This window comes from Streptomyces genisteinicus (genome assembly GCF_014489615.1).
Taxonomy (GTDB): Bacteria; Actinomycetota; Actinomycetes; order Streptomycetales; family Streptomycetaceae; genus Streptomyces; species Streptomyces genisteinicus.
In genome coordinates this window covers 5,805,375-5,819,671 of the sequence record NZ_CP060825.1, presented here as the reverse complement: position 1 = coordinate 5,819,671, position 14,297 = coordinate 5,805,375, and the positions used below count along the sequence as shown (strand labels likewise).

At 71.8% G+C, this 14,297-nt stretch carries 13 protein-coding genes; 9 read left to right on the top strand and 4 right to left on the bottom strand.

The features are described from left to right. The first annotated feature begins 229 nt into the window (after window positions 1-229). The 6 genes from IAG43_RS25050 (at window position 230) to IAG43_RS25025 (ending at window position 8,918) form a co-directional block, all read left to right on the top strand. Window positions 230-1,549, top strand: coding sequence for an ABC transporter substrate-binding protein (locus IAG43_RS25050; protein ID WP_187742936.1), 1,320 nt, complete (start codon window positions 230-232; stop codon window positions 1,547-1,549). Window positions 1,550-1,633: 84 nt separating this feature from the next. After that, window positions 1,634-2,599, top strand: coding sequence for a carbohydrate ABC transporter permease (locus IAG43_RS25045; protein ID WP_187742935.1), 966 nt, complete (start codon window positions 1,634-1,636; stop codon window positions 2,597-2,599). After that, window positions 2,596-3,462 carry a carbohydrate ABC transporter permease gene (locus IAG43_RS25040; protein ID WP_246574545.1) on the top strand — a complete coding sequence of 289 codons (867 nt, stop codon included), beginning with the start codon at window positions 2,596-2,598 and terminating at the stop codon, window positions 3,460-3,462. The genes IAG43_RS25045 and IAG43_RS25040 overlap by 4 nt, the downstream gene beginning before the upstream one ends. Before the next feature lie 111 nt (window positions 3,463-3,573). Further along, window positions 3,574-5,340, top strand: a complete 1,767-nt coding sequence (locus IAG43_RS25035) for an ABC transporter ATP-binding protein (RefSeq protein WP_223005968.1) — start codon at window positions 3,574-3,576, stop codon at window positions 5,338-5,340. A gap of 670 nt (window positions 5,341-6,010) precedes the next feature. Then, a complete protein-coding gene (locus IAG43_RS25030) occupies window positions 6,011-7,348 on the top strand; it encodes a cellulase family glycosylhydrolase (protein WP_187742933.1) in 1,338 nt (445 codons plus the stop codon). 403 nt (window positions 7,349-7,751) lie between these two features. After that, a complete protein-coding gene (locus IAG43_RS25025) occupies window positions 7,752-8,918 on the top strand; it encodes a Cmx/CmrA family chloramphenicol efflux MFS transporter (protein WP_187742932.1) in 1,167 nt (388 codons plus the stop codon). 74 nt (window positions 8,919-8,992) lie between these two features. Here IAG43_RS25025 and IAG43_RS25020 read toward each other — a convergent pair whose 3' ends face one another. Together IAG43_RS25020 and IAG43_RS25015 are read right to left on the bottom strand one after the other, a co-directional pair. Beyond that, a complete protein-coding gene (locus IAG43_RS25020) occupies window positions 8,993-9,781 on the bottom strand; it encodes an alpha/beta fold hydrolase (RefSeq protein WP_187742931.1) in 789 nt (262 codons plus the stop codon). Window positions 9,782-9,894: 113 nt separating this feature from the next. Further along, window positions 9,895-10,623 carry an esterase/lipase family protein gene (locus IAG43_RS25015; protein WP_187742930.1) on the bottom strand — a complete coding sequence of 243 codons (729 nt, stop codon included), beginning with the start codon at window positions 10,621-10,623 and terminating at the stop codon, window positions 9,895-9,897. A gap of 134 nt (window positions 10,624-10,757) precedes the next feature. On the opposite strand from IAG43_RS25015, the gene IAG43_RS25010 reads away from it, so the two are divergent. Then, on the top strand, window positions 10,758-11,678 hold the full coding sequence (locus IAG43_RS25010) for a DUF6891 domain-containing protein (RefSeq protein ID WP_187742929.1): 921 nt from the start codon (window positions 10,758-10,760) through the stop codon (window positions 11,676-11,678). Between the two features lie 67 nt (window positions 11,679-11,745). On the opposite strand, the gene IAG43_RS25005 is transcribed toward IAG43_RS25010, so the two are convergent. Further along, the gene (locus IAG43_RS25005; RefSeq protein WP_187742928.1) at window positions 11,746-12,237 is read right to left on the bottom strand and encodes an ATP-binding protein; all 492 of its coding nucleotides are present in this window, start codon (window positions 12,235-12,237) and stop codon (window positions 11,746-11,748) included. A gap of 149 nt (window positions 12,238-12,386) precedes the next feature. Between IAG43_RS25005 and IAG43_RS25000 the strand changes: the two genes are divergently transcribed. Next, window positions 12,387-13,280, top strand: coding sequence for a helix-turn-helix domain-containing protein (locus IAG43_RS25000; protein WP_187742927.1), 894 nt, complete (start codon window positions 12,387-12,389; stop codon window positions 13,278-13,280). Further along, complete coding sequence (locus tag IAG43_RS24995; RefSeq protein WP_187742926.1) at window positions 13,277-13,534, top strand: DUF397 domain-containing protein; 258 nt, start codon at window positions 13,277-13,279, stop codon at window positions 13,532-13,534. The genes IAG43_RS25000 and IAG43_RS24995 overlap by 4 nt, the downstream gene beginning before the upstream one ends. A gap of 272 nt (window positions 13,535-13,806) precedes the next feature. Here the strand turns inward: IAG43_RS24995 and IAG43_RS24990 are convergent, their stop codons facing one another. Next, on the bottom strand, window positions 13,807-14,109 hold the full coding sequence (locus IAG43_RS24990) for a hypothetical protein (protein ID WP_187742925.1): 303 nt from the start codon (window positions 14,107-14,109) through the stop codon (window positions 13,807-13,809). Window positions 14,110-14,297 lie beyond the last annotated feature (188 nt).

Sequence of the window (14,297 nt, the reverse complement as noted above, 5' to 3'; positions counted from 1 at the left end):
ACGGCGCTCAACGTAACGCGGTGATCGGCTCCTGTCCATAAACCGGTCAAGCACCGGGGCTCACACGGTGTGCGCCGCTGACCTGCCCTGACGTCGAGGATCCGTCGGCACCACCGGTAACGATTGCGCATCGCGGTGGAAATCAGAGCTTTACCGGTTCACACCGGCCTGCCATAGTGCCGACATCCCACCCGTAGAGCTGAGCCGCCATCCTTGAGGAGTAGGGCACATGGGGAAGAAGAAGACCCTTGTCGGCGCACTGGCCGTCGTCACCGCGATGACCGTCGCGGGGTGCGGTGGCGGAGGCACCGCATCCACGGAGACGGCGTCGGCGCCCACCGATCCCGCGAAGGTCTCCGGCACCATCACCGTCCTGACCCACCGCACGGACCTGGTCAAGGACGGGTCGATGGAGGCCTATGCGGCCGAGTTCGCGAAGACCTACCCCAAGGTGAAGGTGAAGTTCGAGGGCCTCACCGACTACGAGGGCGAGGTCAAGATCCGGATGAACACCGAGAACTACGGTGACGTCCTGATGATCCCGGGGGCCGTCGCCAAGAACGACTACCCGAAGTTCTTCGCCCCGCTGGGCGCGACGGACGAGCTGAGCGGCACCTACCGCTTCAGCGACAAGACCGATGTGAACGGCAAGGTCTACGGCATCGCCCAGTTCGGCACCGCCAACGGCTTCATCTACAACAAGGCGGTCTGGGAGGAGGCCGGCGTCACCGAGTGGCCGACGACGCCGCAGGAGTTCCTCGCCGCGCTGGGGGCGATCAAGGAACGGACCGGTGCCACGCCCTACTACACCAACTTCAAGGACGGCTGGCCGCTGACGCAGTGGAGCGCCAACATCGGCTCGGTGACCTGTGACACCGAGGCGAACAACAGCCTCGCCGGCGCGGTCTCGCCGTGGAAGCAGGGCAGCGAGCTCAACGTCATCGACACCCTGCTGCACGACACCGTCAAGGGCGGCCTCATCGAGAAGGACCCCTCCACGACCAACTGGGAGGAGTCCAAGAACCTGCTCGCCAAGGGCACCATCGGCACCATGATGCTGGGCTCCTGGTCGATCACCCAGATGCAGGCGGCGGCCGAGACGGCGGGCGGCAGCGCCGACGACATCGGCTTCATGCCGTTCCCCGTCCAGAAGGACGGAAAGTTCTGCGCCACCCTCACCTCGGACTACCAGCAGGCCGTGAACATCCACTCCGAGCACAAGGAGGCCGCCCGCGCCTGGATCGACTGGTTCACGGCGAAGTCGGGATACGCCGCCGAGGAGGGCGCCGTGCCAGCCCTGAAGGCCGATCCCATGCCGGACACGCTGAAGGCCTTTGTTGACAACGATGTCACCTTCGTCGAGCGCTCCGAGGCGAAGACCGGCACGGTGAACGCCATCGACAACGCCGCGGAGATCGGCCTCGCCAAGCAGGACTACCGGCAGAAGCTGGTCGACATCGCACGCGGGGCTCAGCAGGGCAGTCTCCAGGACTACTTCGCCGAGCTCGACAAGAAGTGGGACGAAGCCGCGAAGACCGCCGGTTCCTGACAGCCGGCAGAGGCGGGCCCCGGCCGCACCGACACCGGCCGGGGCCCCCGCCGCCGCGCGAGCGGACGACGAAAGGCCCCGAGAATGACCGAGACGACCGACGCAGTGACCGCCAAGACTCCCGCCGCCGGCCGCCGGGCCGCCCGCGGCCCCGCGAACCGCCCGCAGCAGCGCTCCGCCCGGCGCCCGGCGCTGCAGCGGATCACCCCGTGGCTGTTCCTGCTGGCTCCGCTGGCACTGCTGGTGACGTTCACCTATGTGCCGGTGGCGAACATGGTCTACTACAGCTTCACCGACTGGGACGGGGTGAGCCCCGACCGGAACTTCACCGGCGTGGACAACTACACGCAGATCTTCACCCGGCCGGAACTGTTCCGGGTGTTCTTCGTGAGCTTCTACTACCTCGCCGCGTCCGCGTTCCAGATCGCCGTGGCGCTGTACTTCGCGACCGTGCTCAGCTTCGACCTGCGGTTCCGCAACCTGTTCAAGGGGATCCTCTTCTTCCCCTACCTGATCAACGGCGTCGCCATCGGCTTCGTGTTCCTCTACTTCTTCCAGGACGGCGGCACCCTCGACTCCGTGCTCTCCTGGTTCGGCGCGGAGACCGACCACGCCTGGCTCGGCGATCCCACCTCCGCCAACACCTCTCTCGCGGGCGTGTCCGTGTGGCGGTTCACCGGACTGAACTTCGTCCTCTTCCTGGGCGCGATCCAGTCCATCCCCGGCGAGCTCTACGAGGCGGCCCAACTGGACGGCGCCTCCCGGTGGCAGCAGTTCCGCCACATCATCGCCCCGAGCATCAAACCCGTGCTGAGCCTCAGCATCATCCTGGCGATCTCCGGCTCCCTGTCGGTGTTCGAGATCCCCTACATCATGACCGGTGGCGCGACCGGTACCTCGACCTTCGTGATCCAGACGGTGAAGCTGGCCTTCCAGTTCAACAAGACGGGCCTGGCATCGGCCGCGGCGGTCGTGCTGCTGCTGATCATCCTGCTGATCACCTGGATCCAGCGCCGCCTCGTGCCCGACGAGAAGGTGGACCTCGTATGACCTCGCAACCCCCGCCCCCGCCCCCGCCGACCGCACGCCGCCGGCCCCGGCTGGGCGGCATCCTGGTCCACCTCTCCCTGGTCGCCGCCTCGCTCGTCGTGCTGCTGCCCCTCGCCGTCGTCTTCCTGACCTCGCTGAAGACCTCCGAGGAGGTCGCCGGCGGCGGTGCGATGTCCCTGCCCGGCGACTGGCTCAACTTCTCCAACTACGCCACCGCGTTCTCCGACGGCCGGATGCTGACCGCGTTCGGGAACACCGCGTTCATCCTGCTCTTCTCCATCACCGGCACCGTGATCATCGGCTCGATGACGGCCTACGCCATCGACCGGTTCCGCTTCCGGGCGAAGAAACTGGTGATGGCCCTCTTCCTCGTGGCCACCCTGGTGCCGGCCGTCACGACACAGGTGGCCACCTTCCAGGTGGTCAACAGTTTCGGCCTGTTCGACACCCGGTGGGCGCCCATCCTGCTGTACATGGGCACGGACATCGTGTCGATCTACATCTTCCTCCAGTTCATCCGGTCCATCCCCGTCTCGCTGGACGAAGCGGCCCGGCTGGACGGCGCCAACTCCTTCACGGTCTACCGCCGGATCATCCTGCCGATGCTGAAGCCCGCGATCGCGACCGTGGTCATCATCAAGGGGATCACCGTCTACAACGACTTCTACATCCCCTTCCTCTACATGCCCTCCCAGGACCTCGGCACCATCTCCACCGCGCTGTTCCGCTTCAAGGGACCTTTCGGCGCCCACTGGGAGAACATCTCCGCGGGTGCGATCCTCGTCATCGTCCCGACTCTGATCGTCTTCCTCTTCCTCCAGCGCTACATCTACAACGGCTTCGCCCAGGGGGCCACCAAGTAGCCCTCCCCGGCCCCCGGTTCACGGCCGCGACGCCCCGCGCACCCCGCCGGGCGACGCGGCCGCGGCATGTCCCCGTCCCGACCGCTTCCGCCTCCTGCGAAGGAGTCCCCCGTGGCCCAGCCCGTCAGTCCGCTCGACCACCGGTACCTCGGTGAGCACCCCGTGCGCACACTGCGCTACCTGTTCCGTCCCGACCGCGCCCGGATCGCCGGCGCGGTCGCCGCCTTCTTCGGCAAGCACGCCCCGGTGTGGCTGCTGCCACCGGTGACGGCGAACATCATCGACGTCGTCGTCCAGCACCGCCCGATAGCGGAGCTGTGGTGGAACTGCGCCGTGATGCTCGCCGTCCTCGCGCTCAATCTGCCGCTGCACCTGCTCTACGTGCACTGGATGCACGGCTCCATCCGCCGGACCGGACGCGATCTGCGGGCCGCTCTCGTGCAGCGGATGCAGCAGCTGTCGATCGGCTACCACAACCGCATCAGTTCCTCCGTGCTCCACACCAAGGTCATCCGGGACGTGGAGACGCTGGAGACCGGTGTGCAGCAGACCGCCGACAACGGCCTGACCGCCGCGGCGACGCTGACCGGCGGCCTCGCGGTGATCGCGATCGTCACCCCGGCCTTCCTGCCCGTGTTCCTGGTGCTGGTCCCCGCCTCCGCGCTGCTGGTGGTGGCCCTGCGGTCGCGGCTGCGGGACCGCAACGCCAGCTTCCGGCACTCGGTCGAGCGACTGTCCTCCAGCGTCAGCGAGATGACCACGCTGATCCCCATCACCCGCGCCCACGGCCTGGAGCGCACCGCGCTGCGCCGGGTCGACCGGGATCTCGACACCGTGGTGCGCGAGGGCTCGCGGCTGGATCTGCTCAACGGGCGGTTCGGGTCGCTCTCCTGGATGGTGCTCAACGCGCTCGGCATGGCCTGCCTCGCGGGCGCCGCGCTCGTCGCCTACTACGGCTGGCTGGACGTCACCCCGGGCGCCGTGGTCATGCTCAGCGCCTACTTCTCCAGCCTCACCGGCTCGGTGACGACGCTGCTGACCCTGGCGCCCGTGATCGGCAAGGCGCTGGAGTCCGTCCGCTCCGTCGGCGAGGTGCTCCAGGCGCCGGACCTGGAGGAGAACGACGGCAAGGACGAGGTGGCACGGGTGGCCGGCGAGTTCCGCTTCGAGTCGGTGGGCCTCACGTACGAGGACGGGGAGCGCCCGGCGCTGGACGGCCTCGACCTGACGGTGCCCGCCGGCCAGACGGTGGCCCTGGTGGGCGGCTCCGGAGCGGGCAAGTCGTCGGTGCTCGGCCTCGTCCTCGGCTTCCACCGGGCGACCGGCGGACGCATCCTGCTCGACGGCCGGGACCTGGAGGGGCTGGACCTGAGGACGTACCGCCGCTTCGTGTCGGTGGTGCCCCAGGAGTCGATCCTCTTCGAGGGCAGCATCCGCGAGAACGTCGCCTATGGCATGGCCGACGTCTCCGAAGCCGCGATCCGGCAGGCCCTGACGGACGCCAACGCCACCGAGTTCACGGACCGGCTCCCCGACGGTCTCGACACCGTCGTCGGCGAGCGCGGCGCCCGGCTGTCGGGCGGGCAGCGCCAGCGCCTCGCCATCGCCCGCGCGCTGATACGCGACCCGCGGGTGCTGGTCCTCGACGAGGCGACCTCGGCGCTCGACGCCCGCTCGGAGGCACTGATCCAGCAGGCGCTGACACGGCTGGTCGCCGGACGCACGGTGTTCATCGTGGCCCACCGGCTCTCCACGGTCCGCGGCGCCGACCGGATCGTGGTCATGGACCAGGGCCGCATCGTGGAGTCGGGCACGCACGAGGAGCTGCTGGCCCGGGCGGGAGCCTACGCGCGCCTGCAGCGCGCGCAGTTGGCGTGACGCGGCGGGACAGCGGTCCGGGTGCGGGGCCCCCTCCCCGGGCCGCGCGTCCCGTCCGGGTGCGCGTCCCCGGACCGGTGTGCGCGCATTCGGGGAACGCCCGGCGGCAGCGATTCCCCTGCGCATCGGACCCTTGTTTGCTGAACCGGTTAATCAACGGGAAACGTAGGGGCAGGGACAGGGACTGTCAACGGTTCGCGCACGATCCCGCGGCCGCCGCGGACGCGCCGTCGCGGGACGCCACGCCGCCATGGCAGCCAGGAGAGCGGCTTTCCCGCAGATGGAGGCTTGATCACCACGCCGAGCGCCGGCCAACGCGATCCCCGGCACCCGCCGGGAACGGGACAGTCACCGATTCCGCCTTCACGCGCACGGCGAAAGAAAGGGCATGCCCGTCCGGCCCGTCGACCCGTTTCCACGAAACCGGTAAGGGCGGCGGAGCGAAGGCGGCACGACTCTTGACACACCGGTCGCGACGGGTGCCTCATATGAGGGCAACGACCGCTGCCGGCGGTGTTCATGACGGTGCGTCGGCGGGGCGTTCCGGCTCCCGCCGAGAGCCGGCCCCCGTCCTGCACCGAGCACTTCCACGACTCCGCTCCCGGCGGCCGAACGCCGCCCGGCGAGGGGCTGACAACGTTGTCCATCCTCCACTCCTCCGAGGAGAACGATGAGCAGACCACCCAGGCGCCGCAGCCGTTCCGCTGCCGCCGGTACCGTGATCGCCTCCCTGGCCGGCCTCCTGCTGCCGCTGCTCGGCGCCGGTGAAGCCGCCTCCGCCGCTCCCACCGCACCCCCCACCGCCGCCGCCGATACCGCCACCGCTGCCACCGCCGCCGGCATCAAGGTCGGCAACGGGCGGGTGTACGAGGCGAACGGCAACGAGTTCGTCATGCGCGGCGTCAACCACGCCCACACCTGGTACCCGGACCGCACGGGCTCGATCGCCGACATCGCGGCGAAGGGCGCCAACACCGTCCGGGTCGTGCTCTCCAGCGGAGACCGCTGGACGAGGACCAGCGCCTCCGAGGTGTCCTCCCTGATCGCCCAGTGCAAGGCGAGCAAGGTCATCTGCGTGCTGGAGGTCCACGACACCACCGGCTACGGGGAGGACGGAGCCGCCGCCTCCCTCGACCGGGCGGCGGACTACTGGATCGGTGTCAAGAGCGCGCTGCAGGGCCAGGAGTCCTACGTCGTCGTCAACATCGGCAACGAGCCCTTCGGCAACACCGGCTACGCGGCCTGGACGGACGCGACGAAGAACGCGGTCGTCAAGCTCCGCAACGCGGGCCTCGACCACGCGCTGATGGTCGACGCCCCGAACTGGGGCCAGGACTGGTCGCACACCATGCGGAACAACGCCGCGTCGGTCTTCGCCGCCGATCCGGACCGCAACACCGTCTTCTCGATCCACATGTACGGCGTGTACGACACCGCCGCCGAGGTGCAGGCCTACCTCGGGCACTTCGTCGATGCCGGACTGCCCATCGTGGTGGGCGAGTTCGGTGACAACCACAGCGACGGGAACCCCGACGAGGACGCCATCATGGCGACCGCCCGGTCCCTCCGGGTCGGCTACCTCGGCTGGTCCTGGAGCGGCAACGGCAGCGGCGTCGAGTACCTGGACATGGTGAACGGCTTCGACGCGGGCTCGCTGACCGCCTGGGGCCGGCGCCTCTTCCACGGTGCCGACGGCATCGCCGCCACGTCCAGGCCGGCCACGGTCTACGGCGGTGGCGGCGGCACCGGAGGCGGCACCGCGCCCAACGGCTACCCGTACTGCACGAACGGCGGCGTCACCGACCCGGACGGCGACGGCTGGGGCTGGGAGAACAGCCGCTCCTGCGTCGTCCGCGGCAGCGCCGCCGACGGCGGCACCGGAGGCGGCACCGCGCCCAACGGCTACCCGTACTGCGCGAACGGCAGCGCCACCGACCCGGACGGCGACGGCTGGGGCTGGGAGAACAGCCGCTCCTGCGTCGTCCGCGGCAGCGCCGCCGACCGCTGACGGCTGACGGCTGACGGCTGACGGCGGCAACCACGGCGTGCCGGGTCCTTCTCCTCCGTGGAGCGGGCCCGGTGCGCCGGCCGGTCGCGTGCCGGGACCGGGGGCCGGGGCGGCCCCCGGTCCCGGTGGCCGGAATCCCGGTTGAGACCCGGGGCCGTGCCCCGTACGGTGCATGCCGTGAACAGCCCCGAATCGGACAGAGCCGAGCCGCCGGTCGCCCGGCGGCGTGACGTCTGACCGGTCCCCCGCGGACCGGTGGTCAGTCGATCCCGCTTCCAGCGACCGGACGCGCCCTCCGCGTGTCCGCGACGGCTCCGTCCCACCGGTGGTTCCGGGGTGACGGGCATGGCCGTCAGCACGCGGACGTCCCCCGACCGCGCCTGCCGATGCCGGAGCCGTTCCCTTGCCTGTCCTTCTTCCCGTCCTCGCCCTCGCCGTCTTCGCGCAGGGCACGTCCGAGTTCATGCTCTCGGGCCTGGTGCCCTCGATCGCCGACGACCTGTCCGTGTCGACCGGGTCCGCCGCGAGCCTGACGTCCGCCTACGCGATCGGCATGGTGCTGGGCGCCCCGCCGATGGCCGCGCTGAGCGCGCGGTGGCCGCGCCGCCTGGCCCTGACCGTCTTCCTGGCGGTGTTCGTCGCCGTCCATGCGGTGGGGGCTCTCACGCACAGTTTCCCGCTGCTGTTCGCCACCCGGGTCGTCGCGGCGGTGGCGAACGCGGGGTTCCTCGCCGTCGCCATGTCCGTGGCGACGGCCCTGGCCGCACCGGAGCGGCAGACCCGGGCGACGGCCGTGCTGCTGTCCGGGGTGACACTGTCGATCGTCGCCGGGGTCCCCGGGGGCGCCCTGCTCGGCGCGTGGGCGGGCTGGCGCGCGGTGTTCTGGGCGGTGGCGCTGCTCTGCCTGCCCGCGCTGGCGCTCGTCGTGCGTGCCGCGCCCGCCGGCACGGGCGGCGGGCGGGAGGTGCCCGTCGCCGGCGAGCTGCGCGCACTGGCGTCGCGGCAGGTGCGGGAGGCACTGCTGCTCGCGGCCGCCGTCAACGGTGCCACCTTCGCCGTCTTCGCCTATCTCGCGGTGATCGCCACCGGGCCCGCCGGTCTGCCCGGCGGAGCGGTGCCCGCGCTGCTCGCCGCCTTCGGCGCCGGGGCGTTCGCCGGGGTGGTGACCACGGGCCGGACGGGCGACGGGCGGCTCGGCCCCGGTCTGCGGCTCACCCTGTGCGCCCTGCCCGCGGGCTGGGCGGCCGTGGCCCTGGCCGGGCACCGCCCGGTGCCGCTGTTCCTCCTCGCCACCGTCCTGGGCGGCCTGTCGTTCGGCGCCGGGTCCGCTCTGGTGGGCCGTGTCATGCGGACGGCATCGCCCGAGGCCCCCGCGCTGAGCGGCGCGTTCGCCACCGTGGCGCTGAACGCCGGTGCGGTGGCCGGTCCGCTGCTGGCAGGCGCGGTCGCCGGCGCGACGGGCGACGCCCGCGACGCCGCGTGGGTGAGCGCGGCGCTGGCCGCCACCGCCGCGGCCGCCGTCCTGCGGCCGGCCGCGGCACGCCGGACCGGCGCACGGGCGGACGTCTGAGGCAGCCGCCGGTTCCGCTCCTCCCGGTCGGGTGAGGCCCGGTCGCGGGGGAGAGACCGGCGTACGCCCCCGCGCTACGCCCCGGCGGCGGCCCCCTCGGGGACGGCGAGGAACTCCACCAGCGCCGGGGCGAAGGCGGGGTCGCGCAGGGCCCCGAGGTGGTCGCCGTGCACCCGGCGGAGCACGGCCCTCGGGAGGGCCGCCGCGAGCACCTCGGGCCGGGCCGCGAGGTGGTCGTCGCGCCCCGCCACCACCAGGGTCTCGGCTGCGATCCCGGACAGCGCGATCGGCTCCGCGTGCACGGCCGCCGCCTGCGCCGCGAGGGCCCTGCGGTCACCGCCCGAGGCGTCGGCGAAGGCACGGAACGCGACCGCGGCCCCGTCGGTGATCGATCCCGGGTCATCGGTCAGCAGGGCGTGCCTGAGCACCGCCCCGTCCATGACGCGCGTGTCCACTCCCCCGCACTCCACCACTCCGGCTCCGACGCCGCCGACGACGAGGCGCCGTACCCGTGGATCACGGGTCGCAGTGATGAGGGCGACGACCGCGCCCATCGAGTAGCCGACGAGGTCGAACCGCGGCTCGCCCAGGACGTCGATCAGCGCCGTCACGTCCCGGGCCATCCGCGTCTCCCCGTAGCGGGCGGGGTCGTGGGGCTTGCCCGACGCTCCGTGTCCGCGCGCGTCGACGGTCGCGACCCGGCGGCCGGCGGCCGTCAGCGCCGACACCACCCCCGGCAGCTCCCAGTTCGTCAGTCCCGAGGCGATGAACCCGTGGTGCAACAGGACCAGCGGCAGGCCCGGTTCGCCCTCCCAGACCTTGTAGGCGATGACCGTCCCGTCGTCGGCGTGGAACTGCGGCATGATCCCTTCCGGCTCCTTCCGGGAGAGGGGACGGGCGAGGTGCCCGTCCGGCGTGGCGGCCCGCCGGCGCCCGCCGGTGAGGCGGGTGCCGGCGGGCCGGGCGCACGACGGGGTCAGGAGGCGACGAAGTCGGCGATGTCGCCGAGCACCGAGGTGCTGGTGAGGAACCCGAGGTGGGTCTCGCACGCGACGTAGTTGTTGTCCGCGCCGGTCAGCCGGGTGCTGGTGTACGGGAGGATGACCCCGTCGCACGGCGAGTACCAGGTGCCGTACTCGGTGCTCCCCGGCGTCTCGTCGCCCGACGAGATCTGGGTGATGAACGCGGAACCGGGATACATCTGCTGACACGTCGCGTAGATCAGGCAGGCTCCCGCGGCGGTCGTCCCGTGGTTCGCCCCGGCGATCGAGGCGAGGTGGCTGACGTTCGCGTGGCCGCCCAGGACCTTCAGGTAGTACTGGCTGACCAGTCCGCCCATCGAGTGGTTGACGATGGCGACCTTGCTCGCGCCGGTACGGGACTTCACGTTGCTGACGAAGCTCGCCAGGCCCTGGGCGTTGGTGATGTTGTTGCCGTAGGAGTTGTACTCGTAGGCGAACAGGTTCGAGCTCGACCAGCCGTTGCTCTGGAAGACGCTCCTGGCGGTGGTCCAGTTGGACGCGCTTCCGGTGTAGCCGTGCACGAAGACGACCGGTGTGCCGGTCGACAGCGCCCCGGCGGCGGCCGGCTGCGCGGAGCCGGCGGAGGCGGCCGCGCCGGCCGGGGTCGCCGAGGCGAACAGGGCGAACGCGGCGGTGACGGCGGCGACGGCGGTCGTCAGACGGCGGGCGGTACGGCGGCTCATGGAGCCCTCCCAACGAGGGTGTGCGGTGTCGGCCCGACCAAGAATCGTGAGCCGGGCCGCACCGGCCATCCGTGAAATCACCAGTCATCCGTTCGCCACCGCGCGCTGTCGGTGGCATGTGTCAGAGTCGGCGCATGCTCGACATCAATGTGAGGACAGAGGACGGCACGCGGCACCTGGGTGTGTCCGCGGAGGAACTCACCGCTCTGGTGCGGAGGATCGGCGGCTGGGACGACCTCTTTCTGGTGATCCAGCGGATACCCGACCTGCCGGACGTCTTTGCTCAGGTGTGGCACAAGGAGGGTGAGGAGGAGTGGACGGTCGAATACCGCGACGGCGCGGCCGACCGCCACTTCCAGGCACTGGCCGACTCCCCGGACGAGGCGGCGGCCGCCCTGACCGGCTGGGCGCGCGGGGACGACGGCTGGCAGGACGGGCTGGACTGGTCGCTGCTGGACCTGGGACCCGCTCCCGTCGTGCCGCCGCTCGACCTCCGCGACGAGGACCGCGAGGTGCTGGAGAAGCGTGTCCGCGAGGTGCTGACGGCCGGGTACGCGGACCGGGCCCAGCTGGCGGAGACCGCCGAGGACTATCTGGTGACCGCCGACCGGCGGCCCCTGACGCGGCTCCAGGCCGAGGCCTTCGCCGACCGGCTGTGGCTGGAGCGGGTCGCCGAGCAGGAGGCGTGGCACGGCGAGACGGACCCCGAGCGGATCACCCGCGCGTTCACCGCGCTGGAGGCGGCGGGGATCACCGCCCGCGAGCACTTCACCTGCTGCCGGACCTGCGGCGACGCCGAGATCGGCGAGGAGACGGCTCCCGGCAGCCGGGGCTTCGTCTACTTCCACACCCAGTCCACCGAGTCCGCCGCGGCGGGCCGGGGGCTGGCGCTGCTGTACGGCGCCTTCGGCGACGCGGAGGGGGCCACGGCCGCCGTCGGCCGCGAGGTGGTGGCCGCGCTGGACGCCGTGGGCCTGCGCACCGAGTGGGACGGGGACCCGCGCGCGGTGATCTCCGTGACCCCGCTGGAGTGGCGGCGGCGGCTGGTGGGCTGACGGGCGGCGGATGCCGGGTGCGGAGTCACCCCGGGGCGGCGCCGCCCGGCGCGTCGTCCCTGTGCCGTCAGTCGGCGGGCCCGCGCGCGCTGTCGCGTTCCGGGCCGCCGGGCAGGTCGAGTTCGGCGCGGACCGTCTTGCCGACGGGCACACGGTCGACGACCTCCCAGCGGTCGGCCAGCGCGTCGACGAGCAGCAGTCCGCGTCCCGACTCCGCCAAGGGGCCGGGGACGGGCGGCCGTTCGGGGGGACGCGACTCGCCTCTGGCGTCCGACATCTCGATGCGCAGGACGGCTGCTCCGGGGTCGCGGGCCAGGACGAGTTCGACGTCCCGGCCGGGGACGCGCCCGTGGGTGACGGCGTTGGCGGCCAGTTCGCCGACGATCAGCGCCACCGACCGCGCGAGTTCGCTGTCGTGGCCGAACCCCCAGCGCTCGCACTGGATCACCGCGAGCCGGCGCGCGAGGCGCGCGCCGCGCGGTGTCGGACTGAAGCGCTGGCGGAACACACGTTCGGTGACGGTCCCGCCGTCGGTGGCGGGTGGCGCGTGGTTGCTCATGACAGCCCATCCGACCTGCCCGTCCGGCGCCCCACCAGCTCAGGGACCCGTACGCTGCGTCAGCGTACGAGTGCGCAGAGTGGACTGATCGGGTAACCCGCTGTGACGATGGGGGTCTTGCGAGTCGCGAGCGGGTGGAAGGGGCCGGGATGACGGACGACGTCACGGGCGGCGGCGGGTGCATCGGAGCCGGCGAGGGCGGCGGGACCGGTGGGGCGGGCGGGGCCGGCGGGGGTGAACCGGAGGGCTCCGACAGCCTGAAGGCCTTCGGCGAGGTCGTCAAGGCGTTCCGCAGACGGGCCGGGCTGACGCAGGAGCAGTTCGCCCCGGCCGTGCGGTACTCGGTGCCGACCGTCGCCTCGATCGAGCAGGGACGGCGGTTCCCGCCGGCGGACTTCGTGGACCGGGCAGAGGAGGTGCTGGAGGCGTTCGGCGCGCTGCGGGGCGCGTCCCGGCATCTGTCGCGCCGCCCGGGGCTGGCGCGTTGGTTCCGGCAGTGGGCCCGGCTGGAGGCGGAGGCGGTGTCGCTGGACACCTACGAGTGCCGCCTGGTGCCGGGGCTGCTCCAGACCGAGGCGTACGCGAGGACGCTGTTCGTGAACCAGCTGCCGCCGCTCGGCGACGAGCAGATCGAGGCGCAGATGGCGGCCCGGCTGGAGCGGCAGCGGCTGCTGACCGAGCGCCCGAACACCGCGTACAGCTTCATCCTTGAGGAGCATCTGTTCCTGCGGGAGACGGGCGGGCCGGAGGTGACGGCGGGGCTGGTCGACCATGTGCTGCGCGTCGCCGAGCGGCGGAACATCGAGATCCAGGTGATGCCCCTGGTGCGGTGGAGCCACGCCGGGCTGGCCGGACCGATGCAGGTGGTGGAGACGCCGGACAACCGGTGGCTGGCCTACTGCGAGGGCCAGAAGAGCGGCCAGTTCTTCTCGGACCCGAAAGTGGTCAGTGAGCTCAAGATGCGGTATGCCAGGATGCGTTCACAGGCCCTCACTCCCGAGGACTCCCTGGGCCTGCTGAAGCGGATGCGAGGAGCGGCATGACCACGTCCACCGAACTGGCCTGGTTCAAGAGCAGCTACAGCAGCGGCTCCGGCGACTCCTGCGTGGAGGTCGCCCTGTCCTGGCACAAGAGCAGCTACAGCAGCGGCGACGGCGACTCGTGCGTCGAGGTGGCGACGACCCCCGATACCGTGCACGTCCGGGACTCCAAGGTCACCGAGGGGCCCCGGCTGGACCTCTCCCCCGGCCCCTGGGCCGCGTTCGTCGGCTTCGCCGCCGGGGCGGCGTCCGTCTGAGGACGGCGTCGACGGCCGTGCGCGCCGCCCCGGACACGCGGGCGGCGCACCGGCCGCGTAGGCCCGGGGCGGGGCCGGGCAGGGGCGGGTGCGTCCGGCGGAGGGGACGCCCTGTGCGCGAGGGGCGCAGGCCGGCGACCCCGACGGCATCAGCCGGGCAGGAGCGGCATGGGCACGCCCTGCACCTGCCACCGTGCCGACAGGCCCCGGTGCGGCGATCGGAACCGCGATCGAGCGATCACGAACCGGGGAGGACCGGACCCGACGTCCGCTCAGCCCGGGAAGATGCCTGTCGCCCTGCACTTCTTCTCGGCGATGTCGAAGTAGGCCATCCTGTCGCTGGAGTCGCTCTCCTCCGTGTGGATGACGATCTGCGTATCCGCAGGGAAACCCCCCTGGCTCTCCCGCTCCTGGACGTGAGCCGCGACGGTGCCGCACACAGCCACTCCACGATGGCGCGCACCCTCGCCGGGAGCCCATGACGTGAACACCGAGACCATGCCGTCGTGGACCATGACCTCGACGAAGTCCTCGCGCCATCCGGAGCCGTACTTCTCCGCCAGGGCCGCTTCCACGCCCTTCTCCGCATCCCGGTACTTCGCGTCGTGAGTGACGTGCGGCCAGACCCCGTCGTCCGCGGGCGGCGAAGACGCCGTGGCGGCGGCCGCAGGCTTGTCGTCCGGGCGCGGCTCGGATGCGGTACAGGCGACCGCCCCCCACGCCAGTGCCAGGCCGAGGGCAGCTCCGACGCCTCGTCGCACGA

Bases quoted from the DNA above. Each gene is read 5' to 3' on its own strand.
- IAG43_RS25050 (WP_187742936.1), top strand. From the start codon at position 230: ATGGGGAAGAAGAAGACCCTTGTCGGCGCACTGGCCGTCGTCACCGCG.
- IAG43_RS25045 (WP_187742935.1), top strand. From the start codon at position 1,634: ATGACCGAGACGACCGACGCAGTGACCGCCAAGACTCCCGCCGCCGGC.
- IAG43_RS25040 (WP_246574545.1), top strand. From the start codon at position 2,596: ATGACCTCGCAACCCCCGCCCCCGCCCCCGCCGACCGCACGCCGCCGG.
- IAG43_RS25030 (WP_187742933.1), top strand. From the start codon at position 6,011: ATGAGCAGACCACCCAGGCGCCGCAGCCGTTCCGCTGCCGCCGGTACC.
- IAG43_RS25020 (WP_187742931.1), bottom strand. From the start codon at position 9,781: ATGCCGCAGTTCCACGCCGACGACGGGACGGTCATCGCCTACAAGGTC.
- IAG43_RS25015 (WP_187742930.1), bottom strand. From the start codon at position 10,623: ATGAGCCGCCGTACCGCCCGCCGTCTGACGACCGCCGTCGCCGCCGTC.
- IAG43_RS25010 (WP_187742929.1), top strand. From the start codon at position 10,758: ATGCTCGACATCAATGTGAGGACAGAGGACGGCACGCGGCACCTGGGT.
- IAG43_RS25005 (WP_187742928.1), bottom strand. From the start codon at position 12,237: ATGAGCAACCACGCGCCACCCGCCACCGACGGCGGGACCGTCACCGAA.
- IAG43_RS25000 (WP_187742927.1), top strand. From the start codon at position 12,387: ATGACGGACGACGTCACGGGCGGCGGCGGGTGCATCGGAGCCGGCGAG.
- IAG43_RS24995 (WP_187742926.1), top strand. From the start codon at position 13,277: ATGACCACGTCCACCGAACTGGCCTGGTTCAAGAGCAGCTACAGCAGC.